This is a genomic window from Flavobacterium tructae (genome assembly GCF_002217475.1).
Taxonomy (GTDB): Bacteria; Bacteroidota; Bacteroidia; order Flavobacteriales; family Flavobacteriaceae; genus Flavobacterium; species Flavobacterium tructae.
In genome coordinates this window covers 119,722-136,447 of sequence record NZ_MUHH01000013.1, presented here as the reverse complement: position 1 = coordinate 136,447, position 16,726 = coordinate 119,722, and the positions used below count along the sequence as shown (strand labels likewise).

At 35.5% G+C, this 16,726-nt stretch carries 18 protein-coding genes; 8 read left to right on the top strand and 10 right to left on the bottom strand.

The window, feature by feature from the left end; genetic code table 11:
* Positions 1 to 12: 12 nt before the first annotated feature.
* Positions 13 to 1,191, top strand: a complete 1,179-nt coding sequence (locus B0A80_RS03630) for a Pycsar system effector family protein (RefSeq protein ID WP_089076448.1) — start codon at positions 13 to 15, stop codon at positions 1,189 to 1,191.
* Between the two features lie 15 nt (positions 1,192 to 1,206).
* Here the strand turns inward: B0A80_RS03630 and B0A80_RS03625 are convergent, their stop codons facing one another.
* Positions 1,207 to 3,576 (bottom strand): GAF domain-containing protein, encoded by a 2,370-nt coding sequence (locus B0A80_RS03625; RefSeq protein WP_070907559.1) that lies wholly within the window; start codon positions 3,574 to 3,576, stop codon positions 1,207 to 1,209.
* Between the two features lie 226 nt (positions 3,577 to 3,802).
* On the opposite strand from B0A80_RS03625, the gene B0A80_RS03620 reads away from it, so the two are divergent.
* Together B0A80_RS03620 and B0A80_RS03615 are read left to right on the top strand one after the other, a co-directional pair.
* A complete protein-coding gene (locus tag B0A80_RS03620; RefSeq protein ID WP_070907432.1) occupies positions 3,803 to 4,555 on the top strand; it encodes an SDR family oxidoreductase in 753 nt (250 codons plus the stop codon).
* 73 nt (positions 4,556 to 4,628) lie between these two features.
* A complete protein-coding gene (locus B0A80_RS03615; protein ID WP_070907431.1) occupies positions 4,629 to 5,210 on the top strand; it encodes a TetR/AcrR family transcriptional regulator in 582 nt (193 codons plus the stop codon).
* 85 nt (positions 5,211 to 5,295) lie between these two features.
* Here the strand turns inward: B0A80_RS03615 and B0A80_RS03610 are convergent, their stop codons facing one another.
* The 9 genes from B0A80_RS03610 to B0A80_RS03570 form a co-directional block, all read right to left on the bottom strand.
* Positions 5,296 to 6,354: a nucleoid-associated protein gene (locus B0A80_RS03610; RefSeq protein ID WP_017495225.1), complete on the bottom strand. Its 1,059-nt coding sequence runs from the start codon at positions 6,352 to 6,354 to the stop codon at positions 5,296 to 5,298.
* Positions 6,355 to 6,398: 44 nt separating this feature from the next.
* Entirely contained in the window at positions 6,399 to 6,758 is a 360-nt protein-coding gene (locus B0A80_RS03605) for a four helix bundle protein (protein WP_089076447.1), read from the bottom strand.
* 94 nt (positions 6,759 to 6,852) lie between these two features.
* Complete coding sequence (locus B0A80_RS03600; RefSeq protein WP_017495227.1) at positions 6,853 to 7,392, bottom strand: IS1096 element passenger TnpR family protein; 540 nt, start codon at positions 7,390 to 7,392, stop codon at positions 6,853 to 6,855.
* Between the two features lie 117 nt (positions 7,393 to 7,509).
* Positions 7,510 to 8,112, bottom strand: a complete 603-nt coding sequence (locus B0A80_RS03595; protein ID WP_070907429.1) for an HPP family protein — start codon at positions 8,110 to 8,112, stop codon at positions 7,510 to 7,512.
* Between the two features lie 6 nt (positions 8,113 to 8,118).
* On the bottom strand, positions 8,119 to 9,399 hold the full coding sequence (locus B0A80_RS03590; RefSeq protein ID WP_089076446.1) for a chloride channel protein: 1,281 nt from the start codon (positions 9,397 to 9,399) through the stop codon (positions 8,119 to 8,121).
* Positions 9,400 to 9,536: 137 nt separating this feature from the next.
* Complete coding sequence (gloA2, locus tag B0A80_RS03585) at positions 9,537 to 9,926, bottom strand: SMU1112c/YaeR family gloxylase I-like metalloprotein (RefSeq protein ID WP_070907427.1); 390 nt, start codon at positions 9,924 to 9,926, stop codon at positions 9,537 to 9,539.
* Between the two features lie 7 nt (positions 9,927 to 9,933).
* Positions 9,934 to 10,500, bottom strand: coding sequence for a sugar O-acetyltransferase (locus B0A80_RS03580; protein WP_089076445.1), 567 nt, complete (start codon positions 10,498 to 10,500; stop codon positions 9,934 to 9,936).
* A 9-nt stretch (positions 10,501 to 10,509) separates the two neighbouring features.
* Positions 10,510 to 10,968, bottom strand: coding sequence for a YciI family protein (locus B0A80_RS03575; RefSeq protein WP_089076444.1), 459 nt, complete (start codon positions 10,966 to 10,968; stop codon positions 10,510 to 10,512).
* A 12-nt stretch (positions 10,969 to 10,980) separates the two neighbouring features.
* Positions 10,981 to 11,439 (bottom strand): DinB family protein, encoded by a 459-nt coding sequence (locus B0A80_RS03570; protein WP_089076443.1) that lies wholly within the window; start codon positions 11,437 to 11,439, stop codon positions 10,981 to 10,983.
* A gap of 137 nt (positions 11,440 to 11,576) precedes the next feature.
* Here B0A80_RS03570 and B0A80_RS03565 point away from each other — a divergent pair, with 137 nt between their 5' ends.
* From B0A80_RS03565 to B0A80_RS03545, 5 genes are all read left to right on the top strand, one after another.
* Positions 11,577 to 13,736 (top strand): TonB-dependent receptor, encoded by a 2,160-nt coding sequence (locus tag B0A80_RS03565; RefSeq protein ID WP_089076442.1) that lies wholly within the window; start codon positions 11,577 to 11,579, stop codon positions 13,734 to 13,736.
* A gap of 349 nt (positions 13,737 to 14,085) precedes the next feature.
* Positions 14,086 to 14,709 carry a hypothetical protein gene (locus B0A80_RS03560; RefSeq protein ID WP_089076441.1) on the top strand — a complete coding sequence of 208 codons (624 nt, stop codon included), beginning with the start codon at positions 14,086 to 14,088 and terminating at the stop codon, positions 14,707 to 14,709.
* A gap of 20 nt (positions 14,710 to 14,729) precedes the next feature.
* Positions 14,730 to 16,088 (top strand): 2TM domain-containing protein, encoded by a 1,359-nt coding sequence (locus B0A80_RS03555; protein WP_070907422.1) that lies wholly within the window; start codon positions 14,730 to 14,732, stop codon positions 16,086 to 16,088.
* Between the two features lie 2 nt (positions 16,089 to 16,090).
* On the top strand, positions 16,091 to 16,405 hold the full coding sequence (locus B0A80_RS03550; RefSeq protein WP_070907421.1) for a 2TM domain-containing protein: 315 nt from the start codon (positions 16,091 to 16,093) through the stop codon (positions 16,403 to 16,405).
* Positions 16,395 to 16,724 (top strand): 2TM domain-containing protein, encoded by a 330-nt coding sequence (locus tag B0A80_RS03545; protein WP_089076440.1) that lies wholly within the window; start codon positions 16,395 to 16,397, stop codon positions 16,722 to 16,724. Before B0A80_RS03550 ends, B0A80_RS03545 begins: the two co-directional genes overlap by 11 nt.
* Positions 16,725 to 16,726: the final 2 nt, after the last annotated feature.

Below are 16,726 nucleotides of genomic sequence, written 5' to 3'. Positions count from 1 at the left end.
AAAATATTCTTTATGAATTTAATAGAACAATCCGAAGATTTTGTTAGTAATTTACTCAAAGATAAACTTTCTAATTTATATTCTTATCATAATTTCAACCATACTTTAACGGTCGTAAATGCTGTAAAAGAGCTTTGCAAAAAGGAAGATGTTACGGCCGAAGAGAAGGAAGCACTTTTAGTGGCAGCCTGGTTTCATGATACCGGATATATTAATGGTTATGAGAATCACGAACAGGAGAGCGTGAAAATTGTTGCGACTTTTTTGAAGGAAAAAGGACTGTCGGATGAATTCATAACACAGGTTTCCGGTTTGATTCTGGCCACCGTAAAAGAGTATATTCCTAAAACACATTTGGAGAAGATAATCAAGGATGCCGATTTTGCTCACCTTATGGGTACTGAGTATGCAACGACCTGTGAATTATTGCGAATTGAATTAAAGAATACTTGGAATTTAAATTTTTCAAATGCCGAATGGGCAAAAGAAAACCTAAATTTTTTAATGAACAAGCACCGCTTTTACACGGACTATGCGCTTAGAAAATGGCAGCCTTTAAAAGAGAAAAATCTGTTGATGGTTCAGAAAAAGATTGAAAAGCAGGAAAAAAAAGAGGCCGAAAAAATCGAGGAAGAGAATAGAAAGAGAGATAAAATTGAAAAACCGGATCGTGGTATCGACACATTGTTTCGTGTTACCTTAGGAAATCATACGCGTTTAAGTGGGATTGCCGATAGTAAAGCAAATATTTTATTGTCTGTAAATGCTATTATCATTTCGATTGCACTTTCTACGATTATCCCTAAATTAGACAGTCCCAAGAATGCGCATTTGGTTGTCCCCACTTTTATTATGCTGATTTCAAGTGTAGTGACTATTATTTTTGCCATTTTATCTACACGACCAAAAGTAACAACCGGCGTTTTTACACGTGAGGATATCGAAGCCAAGAAAATTAATTTATTATTCTTTGGAAACTTCTACAAAATGCCTCTTGAAGAATATGACTGGGCGATGAACGAAATGATGAAAGACAAGGATTACCTGTATTCAACCATGATAAAAGATTTATATTATTTAGGATTGGTGTTACAGCGTAAATATAATTTACTGCGTATTGCTTACAATCTTTTTATGATCGGTATCATTGTTACCGTAATCTCTTTTGTAATTGCATTCAAATCCATATAAAAGCTCAACTAAAAATTAGTTGAGCTCATCTAATAAATCCTGGTAGGTAATTTTTTTCGCTGCGGGATTTGTATTGTTGTTGATTACTTTAACACGAATGGCTCTCAGACCCGAAACTCCCTGAAGGTCTTCAACTTCAAATTGTTCAATAGAAGGCTCGAGAATTTTTTTGTGCTGCAGGTATTTGATGTATTTCAAATATTCAGCTTCCTCGCTGTTTTGAGAATACACAATTGTAATTTTCTCTTTCTCCGTAATACGGTCTTGTGTACCTTTGATGTTCGATTTGTCGATGCGTTTTTTCACCACTTCATATCTGGCATTGTAGGTTCCGTCAACATCAAAGCGTTTTTCATCCATTCTGAAACGGATCGAAAGCGGCGAAGTAAACACTAAAATTAAAGAAGTCACATCCAGTTCGTACGGGAGTGATTCTTTAAGCTGATGATGTTCAAGTTCCATTTCGCACAAGGTTTGTAACTGCCACAAACGCAAGTTGTGCAGATACATCATATCAAAGGGTTGATTTGGCGCAATAGAAGACCCAATATAGAGGTTATGCTCAACACCATCTGTTTTAAACCGTTCGTAATAGTGCGGATAAATCTGTTGTGCTTCGAGTTGTTTTTTGTCCAGTACCGAGGCTAGTTTTTTGTTGATAATAGACATCGCATTATCAAACTTCTTTCGCTCCTGATAAAACAAACCGCTTTTTGCATCAAGACTCTCAAAGTACTCCCGCTCTAGTTTTTCACTTTTTTCGGTTTCTTTTGTATTCTTTAAAAGAGGGTGAATTTCTTCTTCAATATATCGCTGAATATATTGTTCAGTATCTGCTTTTAAAGGAGCGTCAAGCTCATCCCGAAAAGATTCCAGTTCAAATTTACGCTGTTCCAAAAGGACCAGATTGTGGTTTGAATTCTGAGATTCGAAAATTTTCAATAAGGCAGTCAATTGATTTTTAAGGTCGATCTTAACCGTTTCATTTCGATGTTCGGAAGAACCTTTGATATCAATTTGCCCATAAAGCGGATATACGTTCTTAAACACAATTTCCTTAAAAATATAATCCTTAGTGTGATTGATGTTTTGGAAATAGTTTTGTGATTCTTTTTTGAACTTCCAGTACACACTTGGGTGAATGGTGGTGTATTCGCGCTGAATAATGGCTTCAATCTGATGCTGCATATCTGTATTGTAGCGATCAATCGTATCAGTCAAATAAGGCAGTACAAGTTCCAGTTTGGTAGCATTAATCGTATTGAGTGCTTTTATTTCCGATGAAACCAATTCTACTACACCCAGTAATTGACCATCTTTTATAACCGGAGCAAAAATGCAGCTTTGAATTCCCTGTTTTAATAAATGTTCTCCCAGTTTTTTATTGGAAGATTCTTCAATGAATTTTTTTACATTAGAAACCACCAAAGGTTCTTTATTGTTTAATAATTTTTCGAAAGTACATCCAAAAAAAGCATTCTTACAATCAATTTCCTGATCTTTTGAAAGTAGAAAACTTTGCATCTGAGTTTCAAATTTAACAGGTCTTATAAATTTCTCTTCCTCCGGATTATAAACAATAAAACCCACTTTTAAATCGGGAATTTTAAAGATCGATTTAAAAATATTGAATACAATTTCATCTGTTGCAGCCGTTTTTGAATCGGGTTTGAGTAAGTTGCTTTTTAAATTTGAAATGGCACTTTCTGTGGTCGCATCAAACAAAGAAACGATTCCAAATCCTTTCAGAATCCAGCTTCCCTTTGGGAATTTTGATTTCCAAAGTTCGAGATCATTGTAGTTGTCCAGGAGCAGATCGATGTCTTCCTGGGTTAAAGAGATTGATTTTTCTGTTGGGATGACTTCCATGAAATCGGCATTATACAGAATTCGATAATGTTTTTCTATTCCATTTTCATCCGGAATATCATAGAAAAAAGGGTTGTTAAAATCGATGCGCTGCTTGTAATAGGCCCCTAAAATGATACAGCAGTTGTTGACATAAAACTGATGATCGTCAAAATCACGAATTTCCATGTCAAACTCAGATCCGGCATTACTCAGAATCTTCTTAAAACGTTCGGTATAATTGAATGATAAATTTTGAAAAGGTATGGTAACCGCTTTTATTTCGTTATTCGTTAACGCAGTTGGGAAGATATCAGCCAACAGGTTTTTGATTAAAGCTTCATTGTCCTTAATGGTGGCGTAGTCTTTAATTCCGGTTCGAAGTTCCGGAAGGGCTTCTATTTGATTTAAAATGGCTTTTGCGTAGTTAGCCCTGTAATCAACATCTGACAAAGCAATTTTTTCGAAAGATTCGATAAGCTTGTGAAAGGAGATGATCGTTTCGAAAGGACTTTCGTTGTATAAATGAATATCCATCTGAATTGGTTTAGACTGTAAATTTAAGCATAAATTAAGAATTTTTAGCATTTCATTATTTCTTTCCTTTATGATAGCATAGAGCAAAAGCTTGTCAACAGCAGGGGTAAAAAGCAATCTTTTTTGTTTAACAAAATATTAACGTAATTAATAACGGAACGATCGTTCCGTTATTATATCTTTGTATCAGAATAATCAAATAATCAGTAATTTAAAAATAAGTAAAATGAAAAAATTAGAGAATAAAGTTGCCATAGTAACAGGTGGAAATAGTGGAATAGGGTATGCAGCTGCAGCGGATTTAGCAGCAAATGGTGCAAAAGTAATTGTGACGGGAAGAAATAAAGAAGCCTTAGCAAAAGCAGAAGCTGAATTGAAAGTAACCGGAATTGCATCGGACCAATCCGATTTAAAATCAATTGACCGTTTAGTTGCCGAAGTAAAAGACAAATTTGGTAAAATTGATATACTGTTTTTAAATGCCGGAATCGCTTCTTTTGCTCCCTTGGAATCTGCTTCAGAAGGTCATTATGATTCGATTATGGATGTGAACGTTAAGGGAGTTTATTTTACACTTCAAAAGTTGTTGCCTATTTTAAATGACGGAGGTTCTGTTGTTTTTAATACCTCTATAAATGCCAATGTTGGTATGGAAAATTCAGGAGTTTATGCGGCAAGCAAAGCAGCTCTGTTATCTTTAAACCGAGTTTTTGCAACAGAACTGGCACCCAGAAATATCAGAATTAATGCAATTTCACCGGGACCTATTGAAACGCCTATTTTTGGAAAATTAGGATTAGAAAAAGCAGAAATCGAGGGATTTGGTGCAGCGTTAAGCGATAAAATTTTATTGAAACGTTTTGGTAAAGCTTCAGAGATTGCTAAGACAGTAACTTTTCTTGCCTCAGACGATGCTTCGTTTATTACAGGAACGGAAATTGTGGTAGACGGTGGGCTTACCGTAAACACGGTGGTTTAATTTTTTGCTCTAATTACGGAACAATCGTTCCGTAATTTTTCGTATCTTTGTAAGAGAATTTAATTATGAAGTTATGGCCAGAACAAAAGAATTTGATGAGGATAAGGCTCTGGATAAAGCGATAGAAATTTTTTGGTGTAAAGGATATAACGGTACTTCGGCACAAGATCTGGTAACGCATTTGGGGTTAAGCCGTTCGAGTTTGTATGATACTTTTGGAGACAAACAGAAACTTTTTTCAAAAGCTTTAAGAAGGTATCTGGAACACGGGCAGGAAGCCACAAGAAACCTTTTGAATCAATCAGAAGATATAAAAGAAACCTTAACCGAGATTTTTAAACAGGCGGTTATTGAAAGTCTGGATGACCGAATGACAAAGGGGTGTTTTGTTGTAAATGCTGCCGTTGAACTCGCAATGCATGACGAAGAGATTGCTAAAATTGTGAGCGATAATCGGCAAACAGTGGAGGAGATTTTTTTGACAGCAGTAAAAAAAGGACAGCAGGCAGGACAAATTTCAATGCAATTAGAAGCAAGAATGCTGGCTCGTTTTATCTTTAATAATTATACCGGAATCAGGGTGTTGGCTCGCTCCGGAGAGAACGATAAGAAGGTTTACGATGATATTCTGAAAGCGATGTTTTCAGTATTGTAACTTTGGAATGAAGCATAAAAAAACGGCAATTACTAGTGTAGTTGCCGTTTTTTGCTTTAAGTAAGTAATAGAAAATGAATGACTCTTAGCTTTTCTCTTCTTTATTGAAATACACTAAGTAGTAATACATTTGTTTTTCTTCATCCCAGCCTTTTTCAACAAATTTTTCAGCACTTTCCGGATTGATAAAATCCATTTTGATCTGAATGTGTGTGTCCAGATTGATCACATTTTTGATCGATTTTCTGGCGTCTGAAACTGCAGCGTTGGCAATTGGGAATGAGGTTACATCTTCGATGCTGTATTTTTCTCCTTTATCTACTTTGTAGTTTTTGAATTCAGGAATTAATTCAGGATTGTCTAATACCTCGTTTAAGAAATTTTGTTCTTCAAACTGATCGTTTTTTGCGAAATAATTCACAGATCGGTTCATGAACATTACTTCTTCTTTTTTGTCTTCTGCTGGTAAAACGACATCTTTGGCGAAGTTCTGGCAGAATTTTAAGTATTTTTTAGTGATGAAGTTTTCATCCTCAAAAGCATCAACAGATAAAAAGTGCTCTAACCAGTAACGTGCGTCATAACGGTTGCTGTCAACGGTCAGGATTTTGTATCCTTCTTCTTTTTTATAGTTAAAAATCAAACACCCTTTATCTAATTTACTTAAGTTGATTCCTTGTTGCAGGATCATTTCAAGATTACTTTCTTTCTCTTCAAATTGTAAAAAATCAGCTTGTAACTCACTTTTAAAGATTCCAATAGCATCTACAACATTATTGTCGATACTTAGATTGGTCAGGTACGTGATATAAACCTCTCCGTTTTTAATGTGCGGGTGATTGGATTGTTCGAATAGGTGCGTAGTAATTTTTTTTGAAACCTCGTGTAAATTGCCAGGGTTGCTAAAAATTTCTGTCGCATATTTAAACATGTCGTTGTAGTCTAAATCAACTTCGTGCGCAAACTGATAATAGTTTTCCTCTTTCTCTCTGAAAGGCTTAAAAAAGTACTCTTTGATCAAAGGAACAATTTCATCATTTAAATTAAATGGTTGTTCTGATAAAAAAATCGCTTCGTTTCTGCTTTTGTTCCCTACGCGGTGTATCGCAAGCGTATCGATGTGGGTGTTGAATAAGTTGATCATATTTTGAGTTGCTGAGATTCTAAGTTTCTAAGATTCTAAGTTTTTCAATTATTGTCTTTTAATTTTTTAATTAACGACGCTAACATTCTTTCAATCTCTCGACTGTCCTCGTATAAAAGGTTAAATTCTTCTTCGTTTATGTAAATTATATTTTTTGCAATTTCAAGCTGAGTCTGCATTTCAAATAGAGAACTTAGAGAAATAAATAAAAATCGCAAAAATTCTTTAGTGCTTTCTCTACCTGATCCTTCTGCAATATTGCTCGGAACGGAAATTGAACTTCGACGTATTTGCGAAGTTAATCCAAACATTTCTTCTTTTGGAAACCTATTTGTTACTTTGTAAATTTTGGTAACTAAGGAAATTGATTTTTGCCAAACTAAAATTTTTCTAAAATGACTCATTATCTTGCTTTTAAAATAAACTCTAAAAGTAAGAAAAATGCTTCAAATACAAAAACTTAGTATCTTAGTATCTAAGGAGCTTAGTACTTACGAACTAATTCCAATTCTCCTCAAATCCGTAATCTTCAAAGCTGTCATCGCCTTCGAACATGTCAAGATCATCCTCATCAAGATCGTCTTCAAATTCTCCGTAGATATCGTCGTGCATGTCGGCTTCAAAGTTCTTTTCTGTAGCTTCGTCCGGCATTTCTCCATGTGAGAATAATGTTTCAGGATATGGAGCTCCTGCGATTTGATCTTCAATAGCAGCTAATTCAACTAAGAATGTCCACATATTGATGAAATCATATACATAGATAATTTTGGTATTTTGTTCGTCTAAAATAGAAGATAACGGATAATCGCCCATCGTTCTTTGCTCACCAGGCACGTCACCAGTATCAAAAAGTGGAATCTCATCTTCCTGATTCCAGGTTTCATCACAGGTATAAAACGAAGCCACTTCCATTCCGTCAAAACCAAAAGCGTTGAAGATAGCATTGTGTAAATCTTCAAGAGTATCGTCTTCAAGAATAGCAATGTCTCTAAAAATATCTTCTTCGGCGTCTAGAATTACTCTAAATTTATAAACCATAATCGTTGTTTTTATTGAAAGGTCAAAGGTAAAGTATAATTAACGATTTACGAATTTTGATTTACGAATTGTTGAAAAGATTTTTCTTTATCGACCAAGAAAGATTGGCAACTCTTATTATCCCTTCCTACTCAGACGTTTTCTAATCTTATGGTAGTGTTTGTGGTAGGTGCTGTGACTTGGATAACTTCTGCTGGAAGTCATGTTGTTGAAAATTAAAGCGGTCACAAATAAAATCAACACTCCAACTAATACAGGAGACAGCACATACATATACCCCAGATTTTTTATTTGCGGGGAAGCGGTGACCGCGATAAGCGCAGTGGCTCCTCCGGGTGGGTGAAGTGTCTTGGTAATCTGCATGAAAATAATAGAAAGTGATACAGCCAAAGGTGCGGCGATCCAGACAATATCCGGAACTAATTTATTTACGGAAACCCCAATAATTGCTGAAATCAAATGACCGCCAATTAAATTTCGGGGTTGTGAAAACGGACTTTGAATAATCCCGTAAATTAAAACACTTGAAGCGCCAAATGAACCAATAAGATAAACAAGGTCGCTTCCTCCAAAATGTATCGACTCGAGATAAGCCAGAATTCCAATTCCGACAAAAGATCCCAGAAACGACCAAAAATGTTCTTTGTAGTCAATTAAAGTTTCTTTGTAAAGAATATAACGTGTTTTGCGGTAACCTCTTTTTATGTTGGGAACGGGCATGATGTATTATTTTGAAATGCTGGGAGAATAAGAATATACGGTATACGGATAAATCATTTTTGCGGTATATTTAGAAATCAGGCAAACTACGAGAATAGGCAAAAATAAAGTATAATCGTTTGTTAAGCCACAGACTAAGAATATTGCTGTAAAAGGGGCATGGATGCTGGCACTCAATACAGCTGCCATACCAATAATCATAAAGTTTACCGGAATTACGTGTACATGAAAAAAGGTATTCAATACAGATGCCAAAAGTAATCCTAAAAAAGCACCAATGAACAAGCTTGGTGCAAATACACCGCCATCACCTCCGGAAGCCAGTGTGATAGAGGTAACTATTGGTTTTAGAATCAATACACCAATCAATGTTAGCGATAAAGTTATGGTTAATGGAATTTCAGAAGTAGTGCTGAATATTCCTTTTATAGCGTGATATCCTTCTCCATACAATTGAGGAAAAATAAAAAGAGAAATGCTTAAAACGACTGAACCAATTAAGATTTTATAATAATGCGTATCGATTCGTGAGAATTGAGATTTAAAAAATAAAACACAACGGGTCAGATAAACGGAATTTACTCCGGCCAGAATTCCTAAAAGGATGAAGTAAGGAATGGCTTTTAAATGCCAGGTGGTAATAGAGACGGCAAATAGCGGCTCTTCTTTTAAGATAGTAAGCAAACCAAAAGCAATGGAAACAGCAATAATATTGGAAATAATAAAAGCGCGGGTTACTTTTCTGGAGATTACTTCTAAAGCAAATAAAATTCCCGCAATCGGACTGCTGAATAAAGCGGTTACTCCTGCTGCAACTCCTGCACATATTAGTTCGGTCTTGTATTTACGAAATACATTTTCTTTTTGTTGTGCAACAGAACCAATGGTGGCGGTAGCCACTACGGTTGAAACCTCAATTCCGGTAGACCCTCCAAAGATAACCGTCAGTAATCCGTTGATAAAGTGTGACGGAATTTTATAAGAAGGCAAGTTTTTGGAAGAGGATTTGGTACTTTCGAAAACTTCTTTAATACCCTTGTTTTCTTTTTTCTTAAAGAGATATTGTCTGAGAAAGTAAATAACGGACAATCCAAAAACGGGGAAGATGATATAAAAAACAGGATTTACGGAGACTTCATGAAAGAAAATTTCTTCGTAATATTCGGTAATTTTTTTGAGTGAGATTCCTAAAAAGGCAGAAAGAAAGCCTATTAATACGGAAACAATAACTAATTTTTTGAAGACAATAAATTGATGATTTTTTTTGATTTTCGCCGTTTTGTTCATCAGAGATCGATTTTGAAATCGCAATTTTTTATGCGGATTACAAAATTAGTTAATCAAATTCGGTTTTTAATACAAATCGCTCCTTATATTGTGTTAAAGTTATCAGTGAAAGAAAATACTTTCTGTTCGTTTTGATCTTATCTTTCATAAAATTCAATAGGCAACTCGTCAGGATCGGCAATAAAAGTGAATCGTTTTTCAGTGAATTCATCGATTCGGATAGGTTCTGATTCGATGTTTTTAGTGTTTAAAAAAGCGATGGTTTCCTCTAAATTAATGACTTCAAAAGCTAAATGACGCAAGCCGACAGCTTCGGGTCTTGAAGGACGTTTTGGCGGATTAGGAAATGAAAACAATTCGACGACATAAATACCATTCAGAGCTAAATCAAGTTTGTAGGATTGACGCTCCTCACGATAGACTTCTCTGATGATGGTGAGGCCCAGAACTTCGGTATAGAAAGTTTTAGACTTTTGATAATCCGAGCATAAAATGGCAATATGATGAACTTTATTTAAGGTAAGCATTGATTTTTTATTGGGGTTCCTGATTTAATTTTCGAATAATTTTTGCCGGATTTCCAACGGCCAGCGAGTTGTCCGGAATGTCTTTGGTCACTACTGATCCCGCACCAATTACACAGCCTTTTCCGATGGTGACCCCCGGACAGATTACCGTATTTCCGCCAATCCAACAATCGTCTCCGATAGAAATAGGTAAAGCATTTTCGAGTGTTTTTCGGAGTTCAGCGTCAAGCGGATGGGTGGCGGTATAAATTTGAACGTTTGGTGCAAAAAACACATTTGATCCAATATTTACCGGAGCACAGTCCAAAACAACACAGTTTACATTAAAATAAACGTTGTCGCCACATGAAATATTGTAACCGTAGTCACAATGAAAAGGAGGTTCTATATAAAAACTCTTGCCTGCATTCGGAATTAGTTCTGCTAGAATTTCCTTTGCTTTTTTGGTCATTCGGTATTCGGTGATGTTTAAGCGATGCAGTAAGTTTTTGGCTTTTCGGCGTTCTTTTACTAAAATAGGGTCACCGGCCAGATAATATTCTCCGGCAATCATTTTTTCCTTCTCGGTTTTCATAAAGTGTTTTTATATTTTTTTCTTGGCAATTTTGTCGTGTATTTTTAAAGTTTCCTGTAAGGCAGCACTGGAATACAAAGGGGTTAATTCGGCTTCAAGCAAATTAGCTTTTATGGCAGGATCTGTTGCTACCAATGCTTTTGCTTCCTCTATGGTTTCAACATTAAAAATATAGATGCCTCGATAATTTCGGTCGTTTTTCATAAAAGGACCGGCAACAACCAGTTTTCCTTCTTTGGCTAATTTTCCAATATTCGCCATATGACCTTCAAACAGTTTCTTGCTTTCTTCTTTGGATGCGGTGGTGTTGCTTCCGGATTTTAAAAGACAGAAGACATATTTTTTCATTCCATATTCGTCGGCATTCAGAGATTTAGCCAATTTTTCATCAAATTTAGTTTCTGATTCCTGAGCGAATCCAATAGCGATTACAAACAATAAAGCGAAAATTGAAAACCATTTTTTCATAGCATACTTATTTTAAAGAAGTTTTTTCAAGATAACAATTTGTCCTAAATGATAGACATCATGCTGAATAATTCCGTGAAGATGTTCATAATAAGTATGACCATTATGCACATAAATTTTAGCCAAATCGGCATCATCAAAATCCTGAAAGAAAGTACTCCAGGCTTCCTGTGATTTTGCCAGACTTTGAAGTGATTGCTCCCAAGCCGCTTCTGATGGGTCTAAAACAGGCGCAAAATAGTTGTGATCCGGTGTTATTACGGCCTCTCCCTGCATACGGTTTAGAATGTTTCTCCTCCATTGGATCAAATGGTTGGTAATTTCCCAAATGGTATTTAAGTTAGGATTTATTTTCCGGTAGGCCTGTGCGGCAGTTACGTTTTCTAAAGTTTTGGTTAAGTTAACTTCCAGCCATGGATCTCCATTATAAATGGATTGATACAGATTTGAAATTCTTTTGCTTTCTGACATAAGTGAAGATTTTAGAATTCATAGCTAAGATACAAATTAGATATTTACAACTCATCCTTAAAATTCTACAATTGGGTTATTTAATATTTTTTAACAGGAAATGTTAAAATACATTTGCTCTATCAAAAACCAAAATCATGAAAACCAAAATTACTTTTATTTTATTATTCTTTACCATTTTTACTTTTGCCCAGAATACGATTTCTGGAAAAGTTGTTGATCAAAAAGGAAAGCCGGTTCAGGGCGCTAATATTTACATAGACGGAACTTATGACGGAGCGACAAGTGCTGAAAACGGTAGTTTTTCATTTGAAACCAGTGAGAAAGGAAATAAATTTTTAGTAGTGAGTTTTTTGCTTTTCGAAACATTCAAACAGGAAATAGATGTTGCCAATTATAAAGATCAAACAGTGAAACTGAGAGAAAATGTAAATGCACTTGATGCCGTTGTTATTACCGCCGGGACTTTAGAATCGGGGGATAAAGCAAGAGTTTCAGTTTTAAAACCTCTGGATATTGTGACTACCGCCGGATCAGCGGGAAACATTATTGCAGCTTTACAAACTTTACCGGGAACACAAAGCGTTGGCGAAGACGGGCGTTTATTTGTTCGTGGAGGTGAGGCAAGCGAAACACAAACTTTTGTAGACGGACTTCGTGTAGCACAGCCTTATGGTGCAACGACTAATAATTTGCCAACCCGAAGCCGATTCTCTCCATTTTTGTTTAGCGGAATTGCGTTTTCAACCGGAGGATATTCCGCAGAATATGGGGAAGCTTTATCAAGCGTTTTGTTGCTAAACACTCAGGATGAACCGGATCAGAATAAAACGGATATTGCTTTAATGACTGTAGGTTTGGGAGTTGGGAATACTCAAAAATGGAAAAAAAGCTCGTTCAGTATCAATACCAATTATATTAATCTGGCACCTTACCAGGCTGTAATTCCGCAAAACGTAGATTGGAATAATCCGTATCAGTCTTTGGGTGGTGAGGCCGTATATCGCTATAATTTTGAAAGAGGAATTTTTAAATTCTACGCTGCTTTTGATGCAGAGAAATTCGATTTGAATCAGAAAAATGTCAATTTCGCTAATCCTATCCGAACGGATCTGGACAATAATAACTTTTATCTGAATGCATCGTATAAGGGAGATTTTGGAACAGGCTGGCAACTCACATCAGGAGTTAGTTACGGATACAGCAAAAACAAAATTAAATTTGATATTAATGATGTGGACAATAATGAAAATGCAGCTCAGCTAAAGTTAAAATTGAGAAAAAACATCTCGAATTATTTCAAGTTGTCATTCGGAGCCGATTATTTCATTACAAAGTTTAATGAAAATTATACCGACAATATTGCTGTAAAAACAGCAAATGGCTACGATTCTAATATTGCCGCTTTTTATACGGAAGGAGATATTCTATTCTCGAAAAAACTGGCTGCAAAAGTAGGTTTCAGACTTTCGAATAACAGTTTGCTAAACGAAACAAACATTGCCCCAAGAGCTTCTCTGGCTTATAAAATTTCGAAAACCAGTCAGTTTTCATTTGCTTACGGAGATTTTACACAGACACCGGTAGTCGATTATATTAAATACTCCAAATACCATCAGTTTGAAAGTGAAAAAGCGAGACATTATATCTTAAATTATCAGTTCACCAAACCGGGGCAAACTTTTAGAGCAGAGGCTTACTATAAAGACTATAGCAATTTAGTACAATACAATACGAGAGATATTCAGTATAATTCGGTTTTCAATAACAACGGTTCGGGCTATGCAAAAGGATTGGATTTGTTTTGGAGAGACAGCAATCTGCACAAGAACCTGGAATACTGGATTTCTTATTCTTATATCGATTCAGAGAGACAGTACAAGAATTTTACAGCGATGGTAACTCCTGGTTTTGTGGCTCATCATACCCTGTCTGTCGTAACCAAATATTTTATTACCGATTGGAAATCTCAGATTGGTTTTACGAACAGTTTCAGTTCCGGACGTCCGTACAACGATCCAAATCAGACGCAGTTCATGAATGGAAGAACAAAAGCGTATAATAGTTTGAGCTTCAACTGGGCTTATTTATTAACCACTCAAAAAATCCTGTATTTCTCTGTTTCAAATGTATTGGGAACTCAAAATGTTTTTGGATATGATTACGCAAAAAATCCCGATACCAACGGAGTTTACAACAGACAAGCCATTATACCAACCGCCGATCGCTTTTTCTTCGTTGGATTCTTCTGGACCATAAGTCAGAATAAAAACGAGAATCAGTTGAAGAATCTTTAAAGCCACTAAGTTGCTAAGGTTCTAAGGCGCTAAGGTTTCTTCTAAATGGCTCAGTGTCATAATAACTTAGTTCCTTAGCTTCTCAGAACCTTAGCACCTCAAAAAAAAACAATTCAGTCATCAAAATCAACAACTCGGTATCATTTAATTTTAAAAGAATAAAATCCGATATACTTTTGAAGTATAAATTAACAAGGAACAAATAGACAAAGGTTAACGGATAAGAAAATAAAAACTTTGCCACTTTGGAACTCTGAACCTTTGAACCTAAAAAAGAGAGTTTTAATCATCAATAAAAACTTAGATTATCAAAATTTAAAATATTTAACAACTTTAAAAACAAGAAATCATGACCAAGATTATTACCATTATTACTTTATTTATCTGCAATTTAATATCTGCACAAACACAATTTGAACAAGGAATGGGGAAAGCTTTCGGGCTTTGGAAAGAAGGAAAAAATACGGAAGCTTCGGCTATGTTTGAAAGAATTGCTGCAGCAGAAAAAAACAGTTACTTGCCAAATTACTATGTAGCCTTAATCAATACTACAGCTGCATTTTCTGAAAAAGATAAAACAAAAATTGATTTGCTGCTGACGAAAGCGCAAGATGCACTGGATACAGAATTTGTTAAAGATCAAAATAATGCCGAATTATATGCGATGCAGGCTTTAATCTATACAGCCTGGGTGGTAGCAGATCCGATGACAAACGGAATGAAATATTCGGCTAAAGTGATGGAAGCTTATGCAAAAGGAAAAGCGATAGACCCGAATAACCCGAGAATTGTTTTTGGTGAAGCGGATTATCAGATTGGAGGAGCAAAATGGTCAGGGGTTGATACCAAACCGTTATGTGCACAAGTGGATAAAGCTGTCGAACTTTTTGCTACTTTTAAACCAGCGACACCTTTTTCTCCAAAATGGGGATTAGAAAGAGCTTTGGAAACCCAAAAGAATTGTAAAAAATAATTTAATACCAAAAGAATAGAATGAAAGATCATAGAAACTCGTTTGCTGAATTAAAAAGTGGAACCCTTATGTGTTTCAAGATTTCTATGGTCTTTACCGTTTTGTTCTGCGCTTTTTTAGGTACCGATTTAAATGTTGAAAATGTATTGCTAACCTTTGGGATAAGCTGCCTTTACTCTTTTGGATTGGGCTTTGGTAACGGATTTATTAACGTTCTTTTAGATAAAAAGTGGGATTGGCTGGAACAAACAAACCTAAGGGTGTACTACGGAATTTTGATCACTATATTGTATACCGTTCCGGTTGTTTTGGGAATCAATTACGTTGTTTGTGTATTCGTTCAACATCTTCCGCCGGATCAGTTTTTTAGTGAAAGGATGATTTGGGCTCACCTATTTTATGTGATTCTGTCTCTCGGAGTGTCAACTTTCATGCAGGCCCGAAGCTTTATGGTGAAGTGGAAACAGGCATCCAAATTTGAGGTAACACAGCAAAAAATTATTGCAGGAACGGCTAATGCTAAATTTGAAAGTTTAAAAAATCAAATAGACCCACATTTTCTTTTTAACAGTTTAAACGTTCTTAGTTCTTTAATTGAAGAAAATCCGGATAATGCACAACGATTTACGACCTCTTTGTCTAAAATCTATCGCTACGTTTTAGAGCAAAAAGACAAGGAGCTGGTTTCTGTTGAAGATGAACTGTCGTTTGCTAAAACCTATATGAATTTGCTTAAAATGCGATTCGAGAACAGTTTGTTCTATGAATTACCAACGACAAATATTAATCCCGATGCAAAAGTAGTTCCGCTATCCTTGCAGCTTTTATTAGAGAATACGGTAAAACACAATATCGTTAGCGAACAAAAACCGTTGCATATCAGGATTTTTGTGGAAGGAGATTATCTGGCGATACAAAATGATTTTCAGAAGAAAGAAGTGTTACAGGACAGGCAGGGAGTAGGGTTGCAGAACATTGTTAACCGATATTCAATTGTAACCAACAGAAAGGTTCTGATTGAACAAAATGAAGAAAATTTCACCGTTAAAATTCCAATTTTAACCAAACAAATTACAGTTATGGAAACAAGTGCAGAATATAGCGACGAAAATAAAGCTTATTTCAGAGCTAAGAAAAGAGTAGAGGAACTAAAAGGTTTTTACGGTAACGTAATTTCATATTGTTGTGTGGTACCATTTTTAATTTTTATAAATTTGAGGTATTCTCCTGGATTTCAGTGGTTTTGGTTCTCGGCTTTAGGCTGGGGGTTTGGAGTTGTCATGCATGCTTTTAAAGTATTTGGGTACAGCTCAGATTGGGAAGAACGAAAAATAAGAGAGATTCTGGAACGCGAAAACAAACAAAAAAACTGGAAGTAGCCATGGAAAAGGATTTTATAGAAGCAGAACGTTTTTATCAGGCCAAGAAAAAAGTAAAAGAAATTAGAGAGTTTTACGAGCACCTGGCAGTTTTCATTCTGGTAAACATTATTGTGATAGCTGTAAATCTTATAACCTCGCCTGAATATTTATGGTTTGTTTGGTGCGTTTTGGGTTGGGGAGTAGGAGTAGTCATTCATGGACTGACAGTATTTGATATCCCGCCTTTTTTCAGTAAAGATTGGGAAGAGAAGAAAATCAAAGAAATTTTGGAAAAAGAAAAATTAAGAAAACCTGAGAATAATTATGGAAACTAATTTTAATAAGGAACAGGAAGATTTCGAACTTCAAAAGATGGCAAGTAAAAAGGTGGTGAAGTTAAAGGCTTTTTACACCCATGTGATTTTCTACAGTGCGGGTCTTATACTTTATATTTTAAAAGATTATTTTGGACTTCCGCTTAATATTTTTCCTGTACAATATCTGAACGGATTTGTCATGTGTATCTGGACCACTGCTTTTGTAGTATCGGCGATAGATATATTCGCTTCTTTTAAAATTTTTGGAGAAGAATGGGAAGAGCGTAAAATGAAGAGCATCTTAGAGAAAAAAGAAAAAAAACAAAAATGGGAGTAGTC